This is a genomic window from Kosakonia sp. WA-90, from assembly GCF_039871955.1.
GTDB classification, from domain to species: domain Bacteria; phylum Pseudomonadota; class Gammaproteobacteria; order Enterobacterales; family Enterobacteriaceae; genus Kosakonia; species Kosakonia oryzendophytica.
In genome coordinates, this window is record NZ_JBDPLJ010000007.1 from 166,244 (window position 1) to 190,265 (window position 24,022).

Genomic DNA, 24,022 nt, shown 5'->3' on the forward strand with positions numbered 1-24,022 from the left:
AACGTCAACGCCACCTGGCAACCGTGCCAGATGGCGGCTTCACCTTCTCAGGCCCGCAGCGAACATTTTACTCGTCGAAGTACCAATATCCCTGGTTTACCAGCGCAGTCAGCTCGGCGGCAAATGCCGGGTTATCCAGAGCGTCACCCAGTTCCTGCTGACCGATAATGGTATAGCGACACAGCGCATCAGCGGCGCGCGCGTCGGCGGTCTCCAGACACTCGCTGTTAATAAAAAAGCTGTCGCCGATGTGCAGCACGCGCAGCCCACTCAGGCGGGTAAGCACCTGCCCCTCTTTCAACGCAGCCACAATCTCTTCCACAGGATAGTCATCCGGCTCCGGAGCAATATCCAGTTCATGCCGCGGCGTGGTGATAAAGCTGCCGAACCACTGTTTGAAATGCTCCGGTTGGCTGATCATCTCGATCATCATCCCGCGCACGCGCTCCAGCTCGTAATCTTCCACTCTGCCCGGATGTTCACGGCAGGTGAGATCGGGATCGCTGTAATGCTCGCCACCAAGATCGTTTTCCAGCGCGTAATCTGCAAAACTGCTGATCAGGTCGCGACCGTTCGGCCCGCGGAAGCCGATGGAGTAGTTAAACGCGGTCTCATGCGTGAAGCCGTCATGCGGGAATCCCGGCGGAATATAGAGGATATCGCCCGGTTCCAGATCTTCATCAATGATCGGCGGGAAAGGATCGACATGCAGCAATGCCGGATGCGGGCAGAACTGCTTCATCGGCAATTTGTCGCCCACGCGCCAGCGGCGGCTGCCCATCCCCTGAATGATAAACACATCGTATTGATCGATATGCGGGCCCACGCCGCCGCCCGGCACGGAATAGGAAATCATCAGATCGTCAAAACGCCACTCCGGTAACACGCGGAACGGTTTAACCAGTTCGGCGGAGGGTGCATGCCAGTGGTTCACTGCCTGTGCCAGCAATGACCAGTCGGTTTCCCCTAAATGATCAAACTGCTCAAACGGGCCGTTCCATGCCTGCCACTGACCATTGACGTGGCTGACAATGCGGCTGTCCACTTCCGGCTCCATAGCAAGGCCTGCCAGCTCATCGGGCGAAATCGGATCGACAAAGTCCGCGAACGCGCGCTTCAGGACAACGGGTTTCTTTTGCCAGTATTTCTCAAGAAATTCCGGCCAGTTAAGGTTTAGTTGGTAAGCCATAGGTCCACACCAGTGAGAAGGGAAACGCGGGAGATTATAAAGAGAGTCGCCCCCTGCCCGCCTTGTCATTGGTCAAGAGCGTGCACGCTGACAGTCAGAGCGTCCGGCCGTTTCGTCTACCGGGCGCGTAAACCACTGTGCTATCAGTTAAGTTTGAGCGTGGCCTGCGGCCCCTGCTCTACCGCCGCGCCGTACTGTGTTTTAATCTGCACGTCTTGGCCCTGCCCGTTCACGTAGCGCGCCTGAATACCATATTTCGCTGCAATATCAATGTTTTTTAACGATACATTCTGCACGACCGACTCCGGCAATCCGCTAAAAATCATGGCATGGTTGGCATTGGTTGCGGTGAGCCCGGAGATATTCACCCCGGAAATTTTCGGCGTCGAGGGCGTAACGGCTGCGTTTTCAATTGCCGAAATCAAGGTGTTGCCCTGCGCACCCGACTGGCCGCTATAGCTGTTGGTTATCAGAATCGGCGTCGCCACGTTGGTCATTGTCAGATGGTCGGCCACCAGCGGACCTATCGTATTCCCGCGATCGCGGGCCGATTTGATGCGAATACCGTTTTCCGTATTGAGGAACGTGACATGGCTGACTGTCACCCGCCCGATGCCGTTGGCGGTTTCGCTGCCAACAGAGATGCCGTGTCCATCGCGCATGATGGAGTCGCGAATGGCAATATCCTGCGATGGCGCTGCCGTACCGGGCACCAGACCGGACTTGATGGCAATGTTGTCATCACCGGTGTGAATGTCCATTTTCGACACGGTAACATTGCGTGAAGAGACAATATCCAGACCGTCTGTATTCGGTGAAGTGGTTGGGTTGCTGATGCTGACCTGGTGAACAGCAATCTTGTCGCTATTGCGGATAACGATATTCCACATCGGGGAGTTAGTCAGGTGAAGCTGTTCGATCTTCCCGTTGGTGACCTGGTTAAACTCTACAAGCCACGGGCGCGGAGCACCATTTGCCAACGGAACGCCAGGAAAGCGGTCGGTAAAAGCTTTGGTATTGCCGCTGCGCACCTGTGCACGGATCTGCAGCGCCTCGGGCCACCAGCTCTTTTCGCCATCGCCATCAAGCGTTCCGCTGCCGGTGATGGCGACATTCTGCGCCTGGCTGGCAAAAATAAAGGCTTCGTTGGCGCGGGACGGCTGACCAATAAATGCGGCTACAAACTTCCCTTCCGCATTACTGGCCTTTAATGTCGCACCCTTGCCAACCTCCAGGGTGATATTGCTTTGTAGCTGTACAGGGCCGCTTAACCAGACGCCAGGCGATAACACCACCGTGCCGCCGCCGCGCTGGCTGCACTGTTGGATCGCTTGTTGGATAGCGTGTGTATTAAGGGTTTTGGCATCTGCTTTGCCGCCAAAGTCTTCGGGTATGCAGTGGGAAGGCGCGGCCTGCGCCGTAAACGATGAAAATGCGCCACAGCACATCAGCGCCAGCAGTGATTTATTCATACGTCCTCTGTTCCTGCGTAAATTGTCAAAAGCCACCTATGTGAAATTGACTTTAGGGCAGAAAATGCACGAGAACTATTGTGCAAAAGCACTTATTTACCGCTGGTTTATTAAAAAGTGACGTTGAGATACCCCGGCAGTCAGCACAGCCGGGGGGAGTGGCGGGCGCGCTCAGGCTTGCGTCTGAAACATCAGCGTGTCGGACGTAAACGAGCCATCTTCGCGGATCCGGAAATGCTGTTTTACCTCGTCGGAGGTGTGGTTTTGCAGATAACGGATGGCGGCACGCAATACCTCCGGTGTTTTCATGCGCTCTACCCATGAGTTGTACTCCAGCGCCAGTCTGTCCGTCGCCATTTTTTGCACCGTCATGCCGCTTTGCTGAGTCATATGCAGCCACTCAGCCGGCGAGTAGTTACGCACATGCGAAGGATCGCGCAGCACTTCGATGGTTTGCAGCCAGATGTCCAGCACCGGCTGACCGGGTGAGGCAATATCCATCAAGATAAATTTCCCACCCGGCTTGAGCACGCGTTTCACCTCGCGCAGAGCCTGCGCCACATCATGCCAGTGGTGGGCGGAGTAGCGGCTGATCACCACGTCAAAGCTGCTATCGGCAAAGGGCAATTTTTCTGCTGCCCCCTGGGAGGTGGTGATATTTGCAAGATGACGTTCGTGAGCGGCCTGGCGCACTACATCGAGCATCTTTTCCGACAAGTCATAGGCGGTGACCGCCCGGGCAATGCCTGCGGCAACAAAGCTCGCGTGGCCCGCACCACAACCCAAATCCAGTATGGCTGCACTGGTATCGTCTGCCAGCCACTGTGCCAGTCTGACTAAATCCGCCCCCTGGGCATGAACCTGACTCTGCAAATAGGCCTGCGCCTGATCGCCAAATTGCTGTTCCGTTAACTGATGATGATTAACCGCCATTCTTCTTTCCTTCTGTTAGCACGACAAAGCCTTTTTTGGCGACTATAAGACGCTCTTTATAGTGGTACAATATGAGCACTTATACTGGTATTAATGAGTACCCCCCAATGGAAAATACCCTCTTTGCCGGCCCTAAAGCCCTGGGCGCTTTTTTGCGCTCGCAGCGGGAAAACACCGCGCCTGCGGATATTGGCTTGCCTGCCCTTGGGCGACGTCGCACCCGTGGATTACGCCGGGAGGAAGTGGCGCAGCTCAGCGGTATCAGTACCACCTGGTACACCTGGATTGAACAGGGGCGTGACATCGTGGTGTCGCCGCAAACCCTGTCGAATATCGCCAACGTGCTGAAGATGAAACCCACCGAGCGCAGCTACTTGTTTCATCTGGCCATGCAAAACGATCCGCAGGAAGAACAGGTCGTCACGGTAGAAAAAGAGGTGTTGGCAACCGTCACTCAGATGACCTGTCCCTGTTATCTGCTGGATTTAACCTGGAATATGCTGGCATGGAATGCGCCTGCCGAAGCGCTGTTCAGCGGTTGGCTGGACGAAGATCCACAGCCGAATATGATGAGTTTTATGTTCCGCCACCCACTGTCCCGCCAGCTGGTTGCTGACTGGGAGAGCCGCGCAAGCCGCATCGTGGCGGAACTGCGTGCAGACGCGATGCACTATCCGCACGATCGGGAGCTCAATAACTTTGTGCAGGGTCTCAGTCATGACAGTGAGTTATTCCGCGACTTCTGGTCGCGCCAGCAGGTGGTAGTGCGCGAAGGGGGCGAGCGCGTGTTTCATCATCCGCAGCAGGGAGAAGTGCACTATCGCCAGATGACCTGGCAATTGACCAGCAATCGCTCGATAAAAATGATTATGTTAATGGCAGGATCAGTCGTGCAGAAATAAAAAAATCAGGCCAGTAAACTGGCCTGATTTTTATTATTTGCGAAAATCCAGTGGTGCCTGAGAGGACTGAACCCACGCGGTGAAATTATTAAATGCAATCATTGTAGATTTGCAAAAAATACATTTCGCGCCAGCCGGGTTCTTTTCAGTTACATCAAAACTGGAAATCCGGTATTGCGACCCGCTACAGCACGGGCAGCGAAAATGAATACGGTTCGTAATTTCTAAATCCTTAGCGAACCACAACGACATTTGCAGCCGCCGGGCCTTTCGCACCATTTTCAATGGCGAATTCAACTTCTTGATTTTCTTCAAGAGTACGGTAGTTATCGCTCTGGATCGCAGAGAAGTGTACGAATACATCTTTGCTGCCATCTTTCGGCGTGATAAAACCGAAGCCTTTCTCAGCGTTGAACCATTTTACGATACCAGTCATTTTAGCAGACATTCTTGTTACCTTCTGTTTTTTTTAGCCTTTTCGGCAGTAATGGTCTGAAGCATTATTTTATTCAGAGTGTAAAGCGAAGACCCAAAAAGAAGTAGCAAGGAGGTACTTAGAGATGAGAAAGACTTTAGTGAACTGCTGGAGATAATGGTTATCAAACCGACGGTGCATTAACGCATGGCTGAAGAAGGGATGCAAGCATTAATTAAAAAATATTTTATTGTTGCCTGCCGCATTGATGGTGCCATCGTGTGAAAAGAAAACGCACCGGCTCATGCCGGTGCAGATGATTACGCGCGGATATCGTCATATTCGCGTGTATTATCAAACTCATGTTTGGCGAAAGGACACAGCGGAATAATTTTGCGGTGCTCTGCACGCATTTTTTCTACCACTTTCGCCACCAACTGTTTACCGACACCTTGCCCTTTCAGGCTTTCATCAACATCGGTATGTTCGATAATGCTTAGGTGCTCGCCGGTGGGAACAAAAACGATTTCCGCTACCTGATTGCCTGCGGCGTCGTTCACGTAAAACTTGTTATGACCTTCCAGAATGTCCATGCGTTGTCTCACTCAGTTATGGCGGTACTTCAAGGCACCGCTCGGGCAGGTATCAATGACGTTCACTACCGTTGCGACATCCACTTCATCGGGGATGATCCACGGCTTGCGCTTCAGGTTGAACAGCTTCGAACTGCCACGTACGCAATTACCGGCGTGCTGGCAAATGTGGGTATTGAAGTACACATCAATCTTCTCGCCGGTGTATACGCGGTAACCCGCATCCAGTAGTTCCTTATCCATGACATTGCCTCAATTATTATGTGTGTTGCACAAGTAAGCATAGCCCGGTCATCAGACTACAAGGTTGTACAGCCTTTCAGCAATATCGGCGAATCTGAAACCCTTCCGCCTCGGTGGGTTCCACAAAGTAGCGCGTGATCTGTTCGAACTGCTCGTCAGTGGCGGCAAAATCATGCTCACCTGTGGCATTGCGTGCGCGCAGTCGCGCTTTGCAAACGTCATCGCTGACTTGCAAGTAGTGCAACAAATGGTGGGCACCAGACTGATCAATAATCTCTTTAAGCCACTGTCGGCTGGTCAACGTATTGGCCGGAAAATCCAGCACCACATTGACGCCCGCCTGGAGTAAAGCAACGACATGCGGCCTGATGGCCAGTTTTAGCTTTGCAGAATAGTGGACATAATCCTGAACACTGTGCAAAACATCGTGAAAAAGAAGCGATAACCAACGATCTTCGCTCAACATCACGGTACCAGGCGCTGTCATCAGTTCAGCGGCAAGGGTTGATTTGCCAGAGGCAATCTTGCCGCACAGGATATGCAACATCGGGCGAGCAACGGAAACGGGAGCTGTCATACTGAGTCACCTCACAGGTTGTCACCAGTAAGGCTCCCGCCGTACTGGCGGGAAACAGAGATGAACGCTATCCCACCACACTATTTGTGGTGCGAATAATGCTCATTGCAAACATCAATACGGAATATCTTTTGTTCATGATTTCAACGTAACAGCAATGTCGCCGGGTTGCCAGTATTGCGTTATCTCGGCGGCGTTTAGCCCGGCCCGTCGCTGCCGGCAGCCAGCAGGGGCACAATCACATCACTGAATGGCGTGGGGATACCGTGTTTGTTGCCGTACCGCTGTACCACACCATTACGGATGTCCCATTCCAGAGGGCGACCCGCCAGGCGGTCTGCAAGAATCGAGGTGCCCAGATCGGCAGGCGCACGCTGAAAACCGGCCACAATCTCCTGCGGCACAGCATCCCCTAACGTAGCCCCTTCCGCACGGGCAACCGCGAGGCACTCCTGCAAATAGTCCATCGCCAGTGTGGTGATGTCGTTGCGCGAGAACATGCCGGCGCGACGCCCTGCTAACACCATTAGCCCGGCAGCCGCATTCTGCAACAGCTTGCGCCACGCAACAGAGATGAAATCGGGAGAAAGATCAACAGCGCAGCGAGTACCCTGCAATACGGTCTGCACACGTTTCGCGGCTGGCGTATCCGGCAAGGTAAGCCGGGGGGCTGCACGCAACCAGACGGAGGCGTCCGGCTCACGCTGCGCGGGAAACCACACGACAGATGGCAGCACTTCGGCCCCCGCTACGTACGGCGTAATTTGCGCTTTTTGCTCCACGCCGTTTTGCAGTGCGCACACCACGGTATTTTCATTGCACAGCACCTTCAGCCACGCCGCACTTGCCGCCAGTTGCGTGGTTTTGGTCGCCACAAAAACCAGATCAAACGGCTGGTGAATGTCGCCCGGTTCAGTCAGCACCGGACCGGGTACCACAATATGTTCGTTATCGACACGCAAGATCAGCTGCGGGTGCGCCGTACGCCCGCACACCGTGGGCGTACGCCCGACTTCATGCAACGCCGCCACAATCGTGGTTCCAATTGCGCCAGGACCAATAAGGGCGACGCTGGGGTTATCTGACACCATCTCACTCTCCTGATTATCACGTGCCGCCCCGATAGCGGCAGTCATCACACACACTATGATACGCACTGAAGTCGATCACAAATGTGTCAATAAAAGAAACAGTGCTGTTTTGTGCGAATCGTTCGGTAAGAGCAGAGAAGAGGCGTTTTCATCCGGCGATGGGGATAATAAGACAAACGGGATACGTAAGATGCTTCGTAGTGGGAGTGACATCCGCGAGCCTGGGTAATCACAGGCTCGCGTTAATGACTCGATGGGGATTACCTGCCGGTATTAAAGAAAGCGACGGTCTCCGTCAGACGCCGGGTTTGCTCTTCCAGCGCACTTGCCGCTGATACCGCCTGCTGCACCAGCGCGGTGTTTTGCTGCGTCACCGCATCAATTTGAACAATCGCTTCGTTAACATGGCTGATCCCTTTGCTCTGTTCGTCGGTGGCAACGGAGATTTCCGACATGATATCTGACACACGTTTCACCGCGACAATCATCTCATCGATGTTGTTACCGGCAAGTTTGATCTGCGATGAACCGTTATTGACCCGCTCAACGGACTCTTCCACCAGGCCTTTTATCTCCTGCGCCGCCTGAGAGCTGCGTAATGACAGACTGCGCACTTCACCGGCGACAACGGCGAACCCTCGTCCCTGTTCACCGGCTCTTGCCGCTTCAACCGCCGCATTCAGCGCCAGGATATTGGTCTGGAACGCGATACCGTTAACCACTTCAATAATGCTGGCAATTTTCCCGGCGCTTTCAGAAATGCCATTCATGGTGTCATTCATGCCTTGCATCACCACGCCGCCGCGCGAAGCAATATCCACCGCTTCACTCGCCAGTTTGCGCGCCTGCCCGGCGTTTTCCGCATTTTGTTTTACAGCTGCGGTGATCTCTTCCATGCTGGAGGAAGTTCTTTCCAGCGACATGGCTTGCTGTTCAGAATGCGAAGCAATCTCCTGGTTTCCGGCGACAATGTCATGGGTGCTGGTGTTGATGATCTCCGCGCCATCACGGATATCTTCAATTACCGCAGTCAGTTGCTCTCGCATCACCCCCATTTCGTGGATCAGGCTTGAACTGTCGCCCGCTTTTTTATTTACCGGATGAGAGAGATCCCCGGCGGCAATTCGCGCTGCCACATCTGCGGCATAACGTGGCTCGCCCCCCAGAGTCCGTAGTGTACCCCGGTTAATCAGGTAGACGAGGATCGAGAGCAGAATGCTGATCGCCGCAAACTCAATGAGATTCTGGTAGAGCGACACCAGAAAGGCTTCATCAATATCATCAACATACAGCCCGGTGGTAATGATCCAGCCCCAGGGTGCCCACGGAATGTTGTAAGCAATTTTCGGTTGCGCTTTCGTCTCACCCGGGCGGGGGAAGACGTAAGCGGTATAACCGGCATGATTACCCTGCGTTACTGACACCATATCCCGGAAAATATAAACCCCGTTGGCATCGGCAATATCCGGCCCTTTGCCAATCAGTTTGGCATTGATCGGGTGCATAATGACCTGCGCCTGATTATTCACGATCGTGAAATAACCGGTTTCACCATAGCGCAGATCCTTAATTAATTGAGTGGCGCGCTGTTGTGCTTCCGCTTGTGAAATCAATCCCTTATCAGCCATGTCAGCCTGCGTTTTCACGATGCTGAGGGCCAGTTGCGAAACATGCAGTAACTCGTTTTTCCGCAGTGTCAGTTGGTCGTCTTTGACCGTCAGGGAACCGTAGAGCAGTGTTCCAGCCAGGCACAATAGCGCTACGATGAGAGGGAGCCAAAGTTTTTGCGCAAGAGATAGTTTCATGGCAGGAGTACCTATTGTTGTTTTATATGGCGGGTACAGCATCGGCCGTAGGGTTTCAGACCGCGCCTTATCTCTTTATCGGAAAGAGATAACAGCGGGTTAATCGATAGAAGTGATATATATATTCTTCTTAACCGCTTTTGGGTTATTAAAAATTTAACCAATTAATAACTAACGCGTTATTTTTCGGCAGATTAATTAACCTTTTGAATATCTTTGTATAAAGTCGAGCGTGATCACAATAATGCGCAGGAAGGCGCGAGAAGCGGAAGACGACGAATTCCTGTGAGGAAGATATACAGGGAAACACCATGCATGATGCAGGATCATCGAGGAATCTGGGGGCGGTTGCCCCCGTCATCGTTATTTCAGGCGTTTACCTGCACCATCAACAACCTGCTCGCCATCTTCTTTTACAAAAGCGCCTTTTTGCGCATCCGGAAGAATATCCAGCACAACCTCAGACGGGCGGCACAGGCGTGTTCCGCGTGGAGTCACGACAATCGGACGGTTAATCAGGATGGGATGTTGCAACATAAAATCGATTAACTGATCGTCCGTGAATTTATCTTCGGCAAGATTCAGCTCTTCGTAGGGCTCAACGTTTTTACGCAGCAGCTCCCGTACTGAAATCCCCATATCTTCGATAAGTTTAATCAGCTCATCGCGCGACGGCGGAGTCTCCAGATAATGAATAATTGTCGGTTCGGTGCCGCTGTTGCGGATCATCTCCAGTGTATTACGCGACGTACCGCAGGCCGGGTTGTGGTAAATGGTGATGTTGCTCATATCAGTATCTCATTACAAAGTGAAAGAGAGACGTAGCGCCAGCGCGGCCAGCGTTACAAACAGCACAGGCAACGTCATGATAATCCCGGTACGGAAATAGTAGCCCCAGGTGATCGTCATCGTCTTCTGTGAAAGTACGTGCAGCCAGAGCAGCGTTGCCAGGCTACCAATCGGTGTAATCTTTGGCCCCAGGTCGCAGCCAATGACGTTGGCATATATCATTGCCTCTTTGACCACACCTGATGCCGAGCTGCCATCAATAGACAATGCGCCTACCAACACGGTGGGCATATTGTTCATGATGGAGGAGAGGAATGCGGTCAGGAACCCTGTTCCCAGCGTCGCTGCCCAGAGGCCTTTTTCCGCCAATATGTTCAGCACACTGGAGAGATATTCCGTTAGCCCGGCGTTGCGCAAGCCATAAACCACCAGATACATTCCGAGCGAGAAAATCACAATCTGCCAGGGCGCACCTCTTAATACCTTGCCGGTGTTAATGGCATGACCACGCTTTGCAACGGCAAACAAAATCACGGCCCCCACTGCCGCAATCGCGCTCACCGGAATACCGAGCGGTTCCAGCACAAAAAAGCCAATCAGCAGAAGGAGTAAGACTATCCAGCCGGTTTTGAACGTAGCCAGATCTTTAATGGCTTTTGTTGGTGTCTTAAGGAGAGTCAGATCGTAAGTCGGCGGGATATCTTTGCGAAAGAAGAGATGCAACATTACCAGCGTGGCAACAATGGCGGCGATATCAACTGGCACCATCACCGACGCATATTCAGTGAACCCCAGGCCAAAGAAGTCTGCTGAAACGATATTCACCAGGTTCGACACAATCAGCGGCAGGCTGGCCGTATCGGCAATAAACCCGGCGGCCATCACGAAGGCCAGCGTTGTGCCTTTGCTGAACCCTAATGCCAGCAGCATAGCAATCACGATCGGTGTAAGGATTAACGCTGCGCCATCGTTAGCAAACAATGCCGCTACCGCTGCGCCGAGCAGGACGATGTACGTGAACAACAGGCGCCCCCGCCCCTTCCCCCAACGGGAAACGTGCAGTGCGGCCCATTCAAAAAATCCCGATTCATCGAGCAGTAGGCTGATAATAATGACCGCAATAAACGTGGCGGTCGCATTCCAGACGATATTCCACACCACGGGAATATCCCCCACATGTACCACACCGGAAACCAGCGCCAGTATCGCACCCAGCGTCGCGCTCCAGCCAATCCCTAACCCCTTCGGCTGCCAGATAACCAGAACAATGGTCAGGACAAAAATAGCGCCTGCCAGTAACATACATCCTCCTGAAAGGGCGACGCTGCCGCCCTGTATATCCCCAAAATTAACCCACTAATTCCCTGAGTTTTTCGATGCCCGCAGGCTCAAACGCCCGTACCGGAACAAGCGCTATACGTTTAGCGTGCTGCTGCCTGACGGCTTCAATCTGAGGGAGCTCCTGCCGGGCGCGCTGGCAAAGCAGGGGTGAGTGAGTCTCTGCAATGGAAAGGCTGTTGTTGATAATCCATCCCCAGGGATGAATCCCCGCTCTTTCAAGATCGGCCTGCAAATTTGCCGCCTCCAACACAGGGGTCGTTTCAGGAAGCGTGACCAGTAGCACTTTGGTGCGATCAGGGTCCTGAAGCTGCATCATCGGCGTGGTGAAATGGCCTTTATCGCCCATTTTTCTCGCAATCTCACGGTGATACGCACCGGTAGCATCAAGCAGTAATAGCGTATGCCCGGTAGGTGCCGTATCCATCACGACAAACCGCTTACCCGCCTCCCGGATCACCCTGGAAAATGCCTGGAACACGGCAATTTCTTCAGTACAAGGAGAGCGTAAATCCTCTTCCAGCAGCCGTTTCCCCGCGTCATCCAGACCCTTACCCTTCGTCTCAAGGACATGCTGGCGATAGCGTTCGGTTTCCTCGTGCGGGTTGATCCTACTGACCTGCAGGTTACTCAGGCTACCGTTGAGGGTTGTGCTGAGATGCGCAGCAGGATCGGAGGTGGTGAGATGCACATCAAATCCCCTGTCCGCTAAACTGACGGCGATAGCCGCCGCCATCGTCGTTTTCCCCACGCCGCCTTTTCCCATCAGCATAATCAGACCGTGTGTAGTGCGCGCGATTTCATCCACCAGGCCGGAAAGCGACTCGTACTCAGGTTTGGGCAGAATGTGCGTTTCCGTAAACGATGCTGACTCAAAACGGGGGTCGAATAGCCGCTTCAACGCGGACACACCCACCATGTTCACCGGCTGAAGAAATAAGGTGTCTGTCGGCAGCGCAGATAAACCCGCCGGAAGGTTAGCCAGCGCCGCCTGCTCCCGTTGCCATATCGCAGCCGCTAAGGCGTCACTTTCTGTTTCGGTTTCAGGCAGCACACCGTTAATAACCAGGTATTGATTTTTAAGGCCAAGCGTTGCCAGCTCGTCATGTGTGCGGGCCACTTCCTGCAGCGTTGATTTTTGCAGTCGTGCAACCAGCACAAGGCGGGTACGTTCGGGATCAGATAACGCCTCAACCGCATGTGCATATTGCTCACGTTGCTTTTCCAGCCCGGCCATCGGGCCGAGGCAGGAAGCCCCCTCCGGGTTACTGTCAATGAAGCTGCTCCAGGCTCCGGGAAGCTGGAGAAGGCGGATGGTGTGACCTGTCGGCGCAGTATCAAAAATAATGTGATCAAAACGGGTCAGCAGAGAAGCGTCTGTCAATAAACCAGTGAACTCATCAAATGCCGCAATCTCTGTCGTGCATGCTCCCGACAGTTGCTCGCTGATACTGTTAACAACGTCATCAGGCAGAAGACCCTTGATAGGATCCACGATTCTGGCCCGGTATTGCTGAGCCGCATCCTGTGGATCGATCTCCAGCGCGGAAAGTCCGGGAACGGCTGCCACAGGGTGAATAGTGTTACCGATAGTCTGATCGAACACCTGACCAACATTGGAGGCAGGGTCGGTGCTGACCAGCAGAACCCGTTTGCCCTGCCCTGCCAGGCGGATGGCCGTTGCGCAGGAAATGGACGTTTTCCCCACGCCTCCCTTCCCGGTGAAAAACAGGTAAGGCGGGATACGCTGTAAAAATTTCATATGTCCTCCTGACATATTCAGCAGCAGGAAGAATCACCACCGCAGCAACGTGCGGGAGCCAACCCCACTTTCTCCAGTGGAATACCAAACCAGCGTGCCAGTTCAGCCCGTTTGGGGTATCGCCCTGCCATGACGGTTTCACCGTCAAGCAACAGCAACGGCAGACCTTCCGCTCCCGATGCTTCAAGGAATGCTTTTGCTTTCTCGTTCTGAACGAAGCTCATGGGCTGTTGCGCCAGGTTGTAACGTTCAACCTGTACACCACGCCCTTTTAGCCATTGCACATCCGCAGAGAAATCGACCAGAACCTGATCGACATCTGAACCGCATACGCCAGTACTGCAACACATCGCCGGATCAAACACCGTTAACGTTTTCATCGCCACTACCTCACATTCATAAAAACATATATGTTCAGGCAAATTTTAGATGCAAACAGCCTTGCCGCTACCCGAGCAGTTTGCCGATGCCAGCTTACGGGCGATGGCCTGTACGTCGTCCTGTTGGCTTAACCAGGCCTGCTCAATAACCTGAGCCGCCCACGAAGGAATATGCGGAGATAAGCGGTAATGCACCCATTTTCCCTGCTTGCGATCCAGCAACAACCCGCTTTCCCGGAGCATAGCCAGATGGCGGGATATCTTGGGCTGCGATTGATCCAGTGCGGTGCAAAGATCGCACACGCACAACTCACCCATCTCCCTGAGCAGTAGAACGATCCCCAGACGGGTTTCATCAGAGAGATATTTGAAAAGTTGCAGAGAAGTAAGTGACATTATGCCTCCTGATCATAGGGAGACAGAATACGCTGCAAATGAATAAAAGCAATGAACATATTTGAAAAATCATATATGTTTACAGCAATATAATGTTGAATCGTGGCAGGTTTAACAGACACCTCAGAGACATTTAAAATGGCTTAAAGAGAGGTGCATATGAGCAGTAAGCGTTATCCTGAAGAGTTTAAAATTGAAGCCGTCGAGCAGGTTGCTGATCGTGGCCATTCTGTTTCCAGTGTCGCAACACGTGTCGATATCACCATCACCACCCACGGCCTTTATGCCTGGATTAAGAAATAGGGGCCGGACTCTTCCACCAACAAAGAAAAGTCAGATGCTCAGGCCGTGATCCGCCTACTAGAAGGAGCTGAAGCGGGTTACTGACGAACGGGACATATTAAAAAAAGCCGCGGCGTACTTCGCAAAGCTGTCCGACTGAGGTACACCTTTATCCGTGACAACTCCTGTTGTTGGCCTGTTCGTCTACTCTGTCGGGTGCTGAATGTTCATCCGAGTGGGTTTTACACCTGGCTTCAACAGCCGCATTCACCATGGTATCAGGCGGATCTCAGGCTGACAGGACAAATCAAACAGCTCTGGCTGGAATCCGGTTGTGTTTATGGCTATCGCAAGATCCATCTCGACCTGCGGGACAGCGGGCAACAATGTGGGATTAACCGTGTCTGGCGACTAATGAAGCGTGCCGGGATAAAGGCTCAGGTCGGGTATCGAAGCCCACGAGCGCGTAAAGGTGAAGCCAGTATCGTGACACCCAACAGACTCCAGCGGCAGTTCAACCTGGAAGCACCGGATGAACGTTGGGTAACGAACATAACTTACATCCGAACCCACGAAGGCTGACTGTATCTGGCCGTAGTTGTTGATCTGTTCTCGCGCAAAGTTATCGGCTGGTCAACGCAACCCCGGATGACAAAGGACATTGTCCTGTCTGGCTTAGGGGGGAGTTTTCGGGCAATCGTTGGTAGGTGCACAGTGAGAGTAAACACAGAATGATTTGAAATGGAGTAGTAGTGCAGATATCGCCTGCCTCAGTATACATTTTCATTTCTTTTTTAGGTTCCACCAAAACAAGAGTTAAGATTACTGGCGTTAAATTGGATTCATGGTTTTTAACAGGGGATGTTTTATGCAAATTATGAGAATGAGTTACAACGATCTATCCAATGGCGGTGGCGAAGCAAAATTGCACGTTTACGGTGTCGGTACCTTTCCTGTGTTTTCTGGTCAAAAACCGTATACAAACGATCCAAACTGTACCTATCGGCCAAATAGTGCAATCCCGGTTGGTCGTTACTGGATAGTTGATCGCCCGGAAGGTAGCCTTTCCAATAGGATCAGAGGTTGGGTTATTGATGCATGGAACAAATCCGACCATTCAGAGTGGTTTGCGTTGTTCAACGCGCAAACAATGAGCGACAGTATATTCATTAACGGCGTATCCCGTGGAGGCTTTCGCTTGCACCCCCTCAGGCCAGATGGCACAGGAGAAAGTGAAGGTTGTATTACCTTCGTAAGGCGTTCTGATTTTTACACGGTGCGGCAGGCTTTACTTGGCAGGGCAAAAACGCGAGTGCCGGGTTCACGAAATGGGTTGATGGCTTACGGTTATGTTGACGTTCAGGGAGAGAGTAACTTTGCAAACTGCAAAATTCGTTAAAAATGGAGGGCTATTTGCTCTGTGCTTCATCTGCGCGTTCTGGCTCTCGCGCTATGGTATGCCGCTTCACTCAATGACCACGTACATCATTGAGTATTCCCAGCAAATTTTCGGCAAATATCAGGCAGATATCTATGAAGCGGGCACAGATCCAATAACATTTATTTCGTTGATGGTTACGGTTTTACTATATGCCCTTATTATTTTTGGAGCCGCAAAGATAATCATCAGAAAAATGAAGAGATAACGTAGCACTATCTACATAGTTATTCGTGCGGTGTAATGGCTTACGAGTATAGATGAGATGCTTACACCGTGTTGACCACCGTAAACCTGTTTATCCCCTGCTCGTCATCTCGACGTGTGGCATGTAAGAGCATCGGGCTAAAATGCGCTTCACTAAAAGTCTTCAAGATTATGCCGGGCAAGCGGCTTTTGTTCGTTGTTGGGCTGTCGCAGTAAGAACCGGGAACCACCGCCAGCGTGATGATATGCTCCCTTGTACCACAGACCAATCACGCGACAGGTGCGGGCGTAGAACAATGGGTAGTTTAAGTTGCACCTGCTAAAGCGGGTTAACGTAACTAACTGATAAATATTAATTTATCAGGAGATTGGAGCGGGCGAAGGGAATCGAACCCTCGTATAGAGCTTGGGAAGCTCTCGTTCTACCATTGAACTACGCCCGCGGTGAGGTGCGAGGGGCATTATAACCCGTTACGGCGACAGAGCAAGGTGAGTTTACTGATAACCGCTGGAGTTTTAAGCAATTAATCTTCACGGCTTACAACACCGCCCCATTTGTGCAACCCGCACATCGACGCCGCTGAGCCCGGCATTACGAAGACATCCTCTCTGCGCTACGCCTCTCCCGTAAGTCTTTGCGGTTCCCAGGCTAAATTGACAATAATTAGGACAACAGCACCTCCCGCTTCGCTTTACGAGGAATAGCATATCCTGCGTAGTCACTACTTATTGGTTGGGGAAAAGGATGAACGTTAAGGCAATCTTTGTAGGCGTAGTTTTGGTGTCGGGTTCCATCAACAACGCACTGGCGGACAGTTGCCGGGAAAACATTTTTGGCGGGCAAGATTGCCGCTACGACAACGGTACAACCTCAAGCAGTCGGGCCAATATCTTCGGCGGACAGGATGTCCAATATAGCGACGGCAGAACGTCAACCAGCCGAGCCAATATTTTCGGCGGTCAGGATGTGAAAAACAGTGACGGCAGCAGTTCAACCAGCCGCGCGAACATTTTTGACGGCCAGGACACGCAATACAGTAATGGCGATAGCTCAACCAGCCGCGCCAATATTTTTGGTGGGCAGGACACCCACTACAGCAACGGTAAATCATCGACCAGCCGGGCAAATATCTTTAACGGCCAGGATACGCAGAATTATTAATTCGCGGCGCAATAACGCGCTAACAGGCCAGTCAGCGCCTGTTAGCGTGCTTTATTAGCATTTCGGTGGGCTACCTTGCGGAGGTAAATAACGCAGCGGATCGATAGCCGTCGCGCGATAACGCAACTGGAAGTGCAGCTTGACTGAATCCGTATCGCTGCTGCCCATGGTGGCAATCTTCTGCCCCGCTTTCACACTCTGCCCGTTATTCACCAGCAATGTGTCGTTATGGGCATAAGCGGTGATGTAATCTTCACTGTGCTTAATCATGATTAAATTGCCGTAACCACGCAGTTGGTTGCCGACATACACCACTTTCCCGGCCCCGGCGGCATAAATCGGTTGCCCGCGCGAACCGGCAATATCGATCCCTTTATTCCCACCTTCTGCGGTGGAATAGGTCATGACCACTTTCCCGGTCGTCGGCCAGCGCCAGCAACGGTCACCTACTGGCGGCCAGGAAGATTGCGGCACAGCAGAAGAGGGGACGACTTTCGCCGTTTTGCCGCTGCCTTTACCCGAGGAAGAGGCCGTTTTCGCACTGCCTTTCACTTTTAACTGCTGCCCGACTTCAATGGTATAGGGCGGTGAAAGGCCGTTCATGCCAGCCAGATCTTTAATACTGGTGCCGGTTATCCGGGAGATACGGTACAGGGTATCGCCCCGCTTCACCGTATAAACGCCGCCGGAATAACTGCCAACAGAAGATTTGTTCCCGGCGCAACCTGCCATCAGCAATATAATTGCCAGGCACATCACCCTGCGCAACGGGTTTATCATCAGGCGTCCTGCACGCAAAACAGTTCCTCGAATAAAATAAAAGGCGACCTATGATAAGCAGCCACCGATGGGATGCCAACCCTTTCACGCCGGATGACGCGGAATCGGGTATCCCTGGGCAATAATTTCCATAATTTCCGGCAAATAGGGCATGGCTGGCATCTTCACCAGGGCCGGATAAAAGACCTGCGGCGACGGGAAAACCTCCACCACGTGACATTGCGACAGCTTGCTGGCGTCGACTTCTGAAGAAGGCAACAGCGTCGCCGCCGCAAGTCCGGATTCCAGCCACTCAAGAATCACACCTGGCTGGGTAATATGCATAATCACCTTCGGATTGCCGCCCGCTTTACGAAATAAATCGATCAGCATTTCATAGGTTCCGGCATCTTTCGCCCGGTGTAACAGCACCAGTGGAAACGCCGCCAACGCCTGATAATCAAACGGGCTGACGGGGACTTGTGGCAAACACTGCTTACTGATCACCGCCACTAACCGTACGGGATCGAACGAGACATAATCAAAACCTTCGCTGCGATAGGGTCGCTGAATCATCGCCAGATCGATAGTGCCTTCATTCAGCATGGTCTCTAAATGGCTGGAATCGGTTACCGAGATATTAATTTCCGCGTCGGGATGGCGTTTATAAAGCTCCAACAACAATGGCTTAAAATAGGATTGAAAAAGATGTGTTAAGCCAAGTCTTAACTGGAATTTCTCTTTATTGGCAATCGCCACCGTTTCGCGTGCAGTATCTTCCACCTGACGTAATATTTCACAGGCTTTACGATAAAGAAAATAACCGGCTTCGGTAGGTTCAATACGATTTCCCTGACGGGTAAACAACGAAACTTGCAGTTCTTCTTCCAGCTCCTGGATCCGTTTACTGAGCGGAGGCTGTGCCATATTCAGCACTTTCGCCGCCTGGCTTACTGAGCCCTGCTCCACCACGCGACAAAAATAACGCAATCTTTTCAAATCCATACGACATCTCTCCGCCATACCCGAATGCTCAGTATCCCACTTAGTGTGGCAAAGGAAAAGTCCGCGGCTTTAATCAATTCACCAACGTTAAATTAACAATTATATAAAGAGTACTTTTTTGATCTGGTCTGAATCAGGAAAACGGTATTTGTTTAATCGGCAACATAAAAATAAGGTGAGCACAGCAAGTAAATCCCTATCAAAAAATGGAAAAGACCATGTCAACCAGAAAAAATAATAATGCCAGCGGCGTTTCCGATTTACGCTCTGCTCTTGAATTATTAAAGACATTTCCCGGCGAATATGTCGAAACCGACACCGAAGTTGACCCGCACGCAGAGCTCTCCGGCGTTTACCGCTACGTAGGCGCGGGCGGTACTTGCCAGCGTCCGACATGTAAGAACGGCCCGGTGATGGTGTTTAACAGAGTGAAAGGTTTTCAGGACATCAGTGTGGCAATTGGCCTGAATGGTTCACGCAAACGTGTCAGCCATTTCCTTAACTGCGAACCGGAAAAACTCGGCCATCTGCTAAAAGATTCCGTACAGAACCCGATCCCTCCGGTCGTCACCCAAGACCACGCCGTTTGCCAGCAAGTGGTGCACCTTGCCAGCGACGCGAATTTCGATCTGCGCAAGTTGTTGCCAGCACCGACCAACACCGAAGAAGATGCTGGTCCGTACATCACCATGGGTCTGTGTTACGCCTCCGATCCGGAAACCCATGAATCCGATATCACCATTCATCGTCTGTGCGTTCAGAGCCGCGATGAATTGTCGATGTGGCTCACACCGGGCCGCCATATTGACGCATTTCGCATGAAAGCCGAAGCGGCAGGTAAACCGCTGCCGATCTCCATCAGCATTGGCGTCGATCCGGCAATCGAAATTGCCGCCTGCTTTGAACCCCCTACCACACCGCTGGGCTACGACGAGCTGAGTGTTGCCGGTGCGCTGCGCGGTCACGCAGTCGAAATGGTGCAATGTAAAACCATCAACGAACGCGCGATTGCGCATGCGGAGATCGTTATCGAAGGCGAGCTGCTGCCTAACGTGCGTCTGCGTGAAGATCAGAACACCGATACCGGTAAAGCGATGCCTGAATTCCCGGGTTATACCGGCGAAGCGAAAGAAGCGCTACCGGTCATCAAAGTGAAAGCAGTAACCCATCGCTACAACCCTATCTGGCGCACGACCGTGGGTCCAGGTGAAGAACATGTCAACATGGCGGGTATCCCGACCGAAGCCAGCATTCTGGATATGGTTGGCCGTGCAATGCCGGGCAAACTGCTTAACGTGTTTGCGCACTCAGCAGGCGGCGGCAAGCTGCTGGCGGTGATGCAATTCAAAAAATTCTCCCCTGCGGATGAAGGCCGTCAGCGTCAAGCCGCGCTGCTGGCATTCTCTGCGTTCCCGGAGCTGAAACACGTGATTCTGGTCGACGAAGACGTGGATATTTTTGACAGCGACGATGTGCTGTGGGCCATGCAGACGCGTTATCAGGGTGATGTGGATACCGTGACGATCCCAGGTGTGCGTTGCCATCCGCTTGATCCGTCGCAGATCCCGGCTTACAGCCCAAGCATTCTGCAGCAGGGGATGTCCTGCAAAACCATTTTTGACTGCACAGTGCCGTTCCATCTGAAAAGCCACTTTGAACGTTCGAAGTTCAAAGAGGTGGATGTGAAACGTTTCCTGCCAGATTTCGAGTAAGGGGAAAGGTGTGACCACACTGCAACGCATCATTGTCGGTATTAGCGGCGCTTCCGGTTTTCAGTATGGCGTGAAAGCACTTGAGCTTCTACGCGCGCAGGATCTTGAAGTCCATTTAGTTATCTCGAAAGGGGCGGAAAAAACCTGCGAGCTGGAGACGGATTACCAGCTTGACGACGTGAGGGCGATGGCGGATGTGGTCCACCCTATCGGCAATCTCGGCGCAGCTATCTCCAGCGGATCGTTTAAGACCATGGGCATGCTTGTCGCGCCCTGTTCTATGCGTTCGCTGGGTTCCATTGCAAACTGCCTGACGGATAACTTGCTAACCCGCGCCGCCGATGTGGTGCTGAAAGAGCGCCGTCGTTTGGTGCTGCTGGCGCGCGAAACGCCATTGAATCTCGGGCACATTCGCAATATGCAGGCCATTACAGAAATGGGCGGGATTATTTTCCCGCCGGTTCCGGCGCTCTATCAGCGCCCGCAAACCACAGATGAGATCATTACCCACAGCGTCAGTCGCGCACTGGATCTGTTTGGTATTGATGTAAAAAACCTCCCGCGCTGGGGTGAGGGACACCTCACCTATAACGCGTAATCTTTCAGGAAACATTATGTTAATCGGTCCTTATGTGAACGGCGCCGCAGTGATTGTCGGCGGTCTGCTGGGTTCAGTGGTTGGCACCCGCATCCCCGATCGGGTCAAAGTGGCATTGCCGCTGACGTTTGGTTTGTGCTCGGTTGGGCTTGGCATCAACCTGGTGATTAAAGTGAAATTTATGCCGGCAGTAGTGCTGGCAATGGTGCTGGGGGCGGTGATTGGCGAAGCCTTCTTCTTTGAAAAACAGATTGGCAGAGCGGCAGGCACTACCCGTGGCTTGATCAACCGGATTTTCCCGCCAGTAAAGGGGTTAACCCACGATGAATTTACGGAAAAATTCGTCGCGATTCTGGTGCTGTTTTGCGCCAGCGGAACGGGGATTTTCGGCGCCATGCATGAAGGGATGACCGGCGATCCGTCCATTTTGTATATCAAAACAGTGCTGGATCTGTTCACCGCCGCCATTTTCGCCACCATGCTGGGCTTTTCGGTGATGACCATCGGTCTGCCACTGATTGCCGTACAGGTCGCGCTGGCAACGCTGGCGGTTTACATCGTGCATATAATAACGCCAGATATGATGGGCGATTTCTCCTGTGCTGGCGGCCTGATTATGGTGGCAACCGGGCTGCGCATTTGTAATATCAAACCCTTCCCGGTGGCGAATATGCTACCCGGTCTGGTACTGGTGATGCCCTTTTCCGCTCTCTGGGCAAAGCTGTTTGCCTGATAGTCAGGTATAATTGGGTTCGCACGGTGGCGCTGCGCTTATCGGATCTGTGGGATCGCCCTCCCGCGGTCTGCAGTAAGCGCAGCGCCATCCGGCGTTCTCAGTACTGGAGTCGTTATGGGTCTACAAGAACACGTCATTTTGGTTAATCACCAGGGAGAGGTGACTGGCACTCAGGAGAAATACGCCGCACATACTTCCCACACCCCATTACATCTGGCTTTTTCATGTTGGATTTTCAATCGGCAGGGCCAGCTTCTGATCACGCGCCGCTCACTGAGCAAAAAAGCCTGGCCCGGTGTCTGGACCAACTCAGTGTGTGGTCATCCGCAACTGGGTGAATCCGATGAAGAGGCGATACACCGCCGCTGCCGTTTCGAAATCGGCACCCGCGTCGACAACATTACGTCAATTCATCCCGGTTTTCGTTACCGTGAAACCGATCCATCCGGCATCGTCGAAAATGAAGTGTGCCCGGTTTATGCCGCGCGGATTGACGGTGAAGTCGTCCCCAACCCCGATGAAGTCATGGCGTATCAATGGGTTGACCTCGATGCCCTATTACAGGGGCTGGACGTAACGCCATGGGCCTTCAGTCCATGGATGGTCAGCGAAGCGTCGCCCGGTGAAGGACGGGATAATCTCCGCCGGTTTGCCGCCAGATTGCAGCAATAAAAAAGCCCCGACGCGATTAACGCCGGGGCTTTTATTATCGCTGAGCGATTATTTTACCGGACGCATTGCCGGGAACAGGATCACGTCACGGATGGTGTGGCTGTTGGTAAAGAGCATAACCATGCGGTCGATACCAATCCCCAGACCCGCCGTCGGCGGTAAACCATGTTCCAGCGCAGTCACGTAATCTTCGTCATAGAACATCGCTTCGTCGTCGCCTGCATCTTTCGCTGCAACCTGATCAGCAAAGCGCTGTGCCTGGTCTTCTGCGTCATTCAGCTCGCTAAAGCCGTTACCGATTTCACGTCCACCGATAAAGAATTCAAAGCGGTCGGTGATTTCCGGGTTCACGTCGTTACGGCGTGCCAGCGGGGAAACTTCCGCCGGGTACTCGGTAATAAAGGTTGGCTGAATCAGGTGCGCTTCGGCCACTTCTTCAAAGATTTCGGTCACGATGCGGCCCAAGCCCCAGCTCTTCTCAACCTTGATACCAATGCTGTCAGCAATGGCTTTCGCGCTGCCGAAGTTATCCAGATCCGCCATATTGGTTTCCGGACGGTACTTTTTGATCGCTTCGCGCATGGTCAGTTTTTCGAACGGCTTGCCAAAATCGAAAATTTCGTCACCGTACGGGACTTCAGTCTTACCAAGGATGTTCTGCGCCAGGGTGCGGAACAGCGACTCGGTCAGCTCGATAAGATCTTTATAATCCGCGTACGCCATGTAGAGTTCCATCATGGTGAACTCAGGGTTATGGCGCACGGAGATACCTTCGTTACGGAAGTTACGGTTGATTTCGAACACGCGCTCAAAACCGCCGACTACCAGACGTTTGAGGTAAAGCTCTGGTGCGATGCGCAGGTACATGTCCAGATCCAGCGCATTATGATGCGTGATAAACGGACGTGCAGACGCACCGCCAGGGATCACCTGCATCATTGGGGTTTCCACTTCCATAAAGTCGCGGCCAACCATGAACTGACGAATTCCGGCCAGGATCTGCGAACGAACCTTGAAGGTGTTACGGGATTCATCGTTCGCAATCAGATCGAGGTAGCGCTGACGGTAACGCGCTTCCTGATCCTGCAAACCGTGGAATTTATCCGGCAGCGGGCGCAGCGCTTTGGTCAGCAGACGCAGCTCAGTGCAGTGAATAGAGAGTTCGCCAGTCTTGGTTTTGAACAGCTTGCCGCGGGCGCCGAGGATGTCACCGAGGTCCCATTTTTTGAACTGCTCGTTATACACGCCTTCCGCCAGATCGTCGCGCGCAACGTAGAGCTGGATACGGCCCCCAACATCCTGCAGCGTCACGAAAGAGGCTTTACCCATAATACGACGGGTCATCATACGACCGGCAACCGCCACTTCAATGCCGAGTTCTTCCAGCTCTTCGTTCTCTTTAGCATCGAATTCAGCGTGCAGCTTGTCAGAGGTCTGGTCGCGACGGAAATCATTCGGGAACGGCACACCCTGCTCACGCAGCTGCGCCAGCTTCTCACGGCGATTTTTCAGTTCATTATTAAGTTCAACTGCCGCGTCAGCGCCCTGTGCTTGTTGTTCAGACAT

At 52.6% G+C, this 24,022-nt stretch carries 25 protein-coding genes, 1 tRNA gene and 1 pseudogene; 8 read left to right on the plus strand and 19 right to left on the minus strand.

Going from position 1 to position 24,022, the window contains the following annotated elements; translation table 11 throughout:
• Nucleotides 1–67: 67 nt before the first annotated feature.
• From ABGA49_RS13820 to ABGA49_RS13830, 3 genes are all read right to left on the minus strand, one after another.
• A complete protein-coding gene (locus tag ABGA49_RS13820) occupies nucleotides 68–1,189 on the minus strand; it encodes a cupin domain-containing protein (protein WP_061493279.1) in 1,122 nt (373 codons plus the stop codon).
• 143 nt (nucleotides 1,190–1,332) lie between these two features.
• On the minus strand, nucleotides 1,333–2,661 hold the full coding sequence (locus ABGA49_RS13825) for a glycosyl hydrolase family 28 protein (RefSeq protein ID WP_347665685.1): 1,329 nt from the start codon (nucleotides 2,659–2,661) through the stop codon (nucleotides 1,333–1,335).
• 171 nt (nucleotides 2,662–2,832) lie between these two features.
• Nucleotides 2,833–3,594, minus strand: coding sequence for a methyltransferase domain-containing protein (locus ABGA49_RS13830; protein WP_347665686.1), 762 nt, complete (start codon nucleotides 3,592–3,594; stop codon nucleotides 2,833–2,835).
• Nucleotides 3,595–3,701: 107 nt separating this feature from the next.
• Between ABGA49_RS13830 and ABGA49_RS13835 the strand changes: the two genes are divergently transcribed.
• On the plus strand, nucleotides 3,702–4,496 hold the full coding sequence (locus ABGA49_RS13835) for a helix-turn-helix transcriptional regulator (RefSeq protein WP_088237759.1): 795 nt from the start codon (nucleotides 3,702–3,704) through the stop codon (nucleotides 4,494–4,496).
• Nucleotides 4,497–4,529: 33 nt separating this feature from the next.
• Here ABGA49_RS13835 and ABGA49_RS13840 read toward each other — a convergent pair whose 3' ends face one another.
• The 12 genes from ABGA49_RS13840 to arsR all read right to left on the minus strand — a co-directional run bounded on the left by ABGA49_RS13840 (nucleotide 4,530) and on the right by arsR (nucleotide 13,888).
• Nucleotides 4,530–4,748: a cold-shock protein gene (locus tag ABGA49_RS13840; protein ID WP_245191432.1), complete on the minus strand. Its 219-nt coding sequence runs from the start codon at nucleotides 4,746–4,748 to the stop codon at nucleotides 4,530–4,532.
• The gene (gene cspA, locus ABGA49_RS13845) at nucleotides 4,729–4,944 is read right to left on the minus strand and encodes an RNA chaperone/antiterminator CspA (RefSeq protein ID WP_061493275.1); all 216 of its coding nucleotides are present in this window, start codon (nucleotides 4,942–4,944) and stop codon (nucleotides 4,729–4,731) included. The genes ABGA49_RS13840 and cspA overlap by 20 nt, the downstream gene beginning before the upstream one ends.
• A gap of 287 nt (nucleotides 4,945–5,231) precedes the next feature.
• Nucleotides 5,232–5,504, minus strand: a complete 273-nt coding sequence (locus ABGA49_RS13850) for a GNAT family N-acetyltransferase (protein ID WP_061493274.1) — start codon at nucleotides 5,502–5,504, stop codon at nucleotides 5,232–5,234.
• 12 nt (nucleotides 5,505–5,516) lie between these two features.
• Complete coding sequence (gene yjdI / locus ABGA49_RS13855; RefSeq protein WP_061493273.1) at nucleotides 5,517–5,747, minus strand: 4Fe-4S mono-cluster protein YjdI; 231 nt, start codon at nucleotides 5,745–5,747, stop codon at nucleotides 5,517–5,519.
• 76 nt (nucleotides 5,748–5,823) lie between these two features.
• Nucleotides 5,824–6,324, minus strand: a complete 501-nt coding sequence (locus ABGA49_RS13860) for an ATP-binding protein (protein WP_347665687.1) — start codon at nucleotides 6,322–6,324, stop codon at nucleotides 5,824–5,826.
• 197 nt (nucleotides 6,325–6,521) lie between these two features.
• Nucleotides 6,522–7,412, minus strand: coding sequence for an oxidoreductase (locus ABGA49_RS13865; protein ID WP_061499759.1), 891 nt, complete (start codon nucleotides 7,410–7,412; stop codon nucleotides 6,522–6,524).
• Between the two features lie 263 nt (nucleotides 7,413–7,675).
• The gene (locus ABGA49_RS13870; protein ID WP_170933842.1) at nucleotides 7,676–9,220 is read right to left on the minus strand and encodes a methyl-accepting chemotaxis protein; all 1,545 of its coding nucleotides are present in this window, start codon (nucleotides 9,218–9,220) and stop codon (nucleotides 7,676–7,678) included.
• Between the two features lie 363 nt (nucleotides 9,221–9,583).
• A complete protein-coding gene (arsC, locus tag ABGA49_RS13875) occupies nucleotides 9,584–10,009 on the minus strand; it encodes a glutaredoxin-dependent arsenate reductase (protein ID WP_347665688.1) in 426 nt (141 codons plus the stop codon).
• Between the two features lie 12 nt (nucleotides 10,010–10,021).
• Complete coding sequence (locus ABGA49_RS13880) at nucleotides 10,022–11,311, minus strand: arsenic transporter (protein WP_134318710.1); 1,290 nt, start codon at nucleotides 11,309–11,311, stop codon at nucleotides 10,022–10,024.
• Nucleotides 11,312–11,357: 46 nt separating this feature from the next.
• Entirely contained in the window at nucleotides 11,358–13,109 is a 1,752-nt protein-coding gene (gene arsA, locus ABGA49_RS13885; RefSeq protein WP_347665689.1) for an arsenical pump-driving ATPase, read from the minus strand.
• A gap of 17 nt (nucleotides 13,110–13,126) precedes the next feature.
• The gene (gene arsD / locus ABGA49_RS13890) at nucleotides 13,127–13,489 is read right to left on the minus strand and encodes an arsenite efflux transporter metallochaperone ArsD (protein ID WP_061493267.1); all 363 of its coding nucleotides are present in this window, start codon (nucleotides 13,487–13,489) and stop codon (nucleotides 13,127–13,129) included.
• A 45-nt stretch (nucleotides 13,490–13,534) separates the two neighbouring features.
• Nucleotides 13,535–13,888, minus strand: a complete 354-nt coding sequence (arsR, locus tag ABGA49_RS13895) for an As(III)-sensing metalloregulatory transcriptional repressor ArsR (protein WP_271044660.1) — start codon at nucleotides 13,886–13,888, stop codon at nucleotides 13,535–13,537.
• Nucleotides 13,889–14,044: 156 nt separating this feature from the next.
• Here arsR and ABGA49_RS13900 point away from each other — a divergent pair.
• Together ABGA49_RS13900 and ABGA49_RS13905 are read left to right on the plus strand one after the other, a co-directional pair.
• Nucleotides 14,045–14,836 (plus strand): annotated as a pseudogene (locus tag ABGA49_RS13900) (IS3 family transposase); the annotation flags it as partial.
• Nucleotides 14,837–15,035: 199 nt separating this feature from the next.
• Nucleotides 15,036–15,566: a DUF2778 domain-containing protein gene (locus tag ABGA49_RS13905; protein ID WP_134318708.1), complete on the plus strand. Its 531-nt coding sequence runs from the start codon at nucleotides 15,036–15,038 to the stop codon at nucleotides 15,564–15,566.
• Nucleotides 15,567–16,181: 615 nt separating this feature from the next.
• Here the strand turns inward: ABGA49_RS13905 and ABGA49_RS13910 are convergent.
• Nucleotides 16,182–16,255, minus strand: a tRNA-Gly gene (locus ABGA49_RS13910).
• A 302-nt stretch (nucleotides 16,256–16,557) separates the two neighbouring features.
• Here ABGA49_RS13910 and ABGA49_RS13915 point away from each other — a divergent pair.
• Complete coding sequence (locus tag ABGA49_RS13915; protein ID WP_061493262.1) at nucleotides 16,558–16,974, plus strand: hypothetical protein; 417 nt, start codon at nucleotides 16,558–16,560, stop codon at nucleotides 16,972–16,974.
• A gap of 54 nt (nucleotides 16,975–17,028) precedes the next feature.
• Here the strand turns inward: ABGA49_RS13915 and actS are convergent, their stop codons facing one another.
• A complete protein-coding gene (gene actS, locus ABGA49_RS13920; protein WP_088237755.1) occupies nucleotides 17,029–17,754 on the minus strand; it encodes an amidase activator ActS in 726 nt (241 codons plus the stop codon).
• Nucleotides 17,755–17,838: 84 nt separating this feature from the next.
• Nucleotides 17,839–18,738, minus strand: a complete 900-nt coding sequence (locus tag ABGA49_RS13925) for a LysR family transcriptional regulator (RefSeq protein ID WP_088237754.1) — start codon at nucleotides 18,736–18,738, stop codon at nucleotides 17,839–17,841.
• Nucleotides 18,739–18,956: 218 nt separating this feature from the next.
• Here ABGA49_RS13925 and ABGA49_RS13930 point away from each other — a divergent pair, with 218 nt between their 5' ends.
• The 4 genes from ABGA49_RS13930 (at nucleotide 18,957) to idi (ending at nucleotide 22,456) form a co-directional block, all read left to right on the plus strand.
• Entirely contained in the window at nucleotides 18,957–20,450 is a 1,494-nt protein-coding gene (locus tag ABGA49_RS13930; protein ID WP_347665690.1) for a UbiD family decarboxylase, read from the plus strand.
• 10 nt (nucleotides 20,451–20,460) lie between these two features.
• A complete protein-coding gene (locus tag ABGA49_RS13935; RefSeq protein WP_088237752.1) occupies nucleotides 20,461–21,048 on the plus strand; it encodes a UbiX family flavin prenyltransferase in 588 nt (195 codons plus the stop codon).
• 16 nt (nucleotides 21,049–21,064) lie between these two features.
• Nucleotides 21,065–21,781 (plus strand): DUF554 domain-containing protein, encoded by a 717-nt coding sequence (locus ABGA49_RS13940; protein ID WP_347665691.1) that lies wholly within the window; start codon nucleotides 21,065–21,067, stop codon nucleotides 21,779–21,781.
• A 117-nt stretch (nucleotides 21,782–21,898) separates the two neighbouring features.
• The gene (gene idi, locus ABGA49_RS13945; protein ID WP_134318703.1) at nucleotides 21,899–22,456 is read left to right on the plus strand and encodes an isopentenyl-diphosphate Delta-isomerase; all 558 of its coding nucleotides are present in this window, start codon (nucleotides 21,899–21,901) and stop codon (nucleotides 22,454–22,456) included.
• A gap of 48 nt (nucleotides 22,457–22,504) precedes the next feature.
• Here idi and lysS read toward each other — a convergent pair whose 3' ends face one another.
• The gene (gene lysS / locus ABGA49_RS13950; RefSeq protein ID WP_061493256.1) at nucleotides 22,505–24,022 is read right to left on the minus strand and encodes a lysine--tRNA ligase; all 1,518 of its coding nucleotides are present in this window, start codon (nucleotides 24,020–24,022) and stop codon (nucleotides 22,505–22,507) included.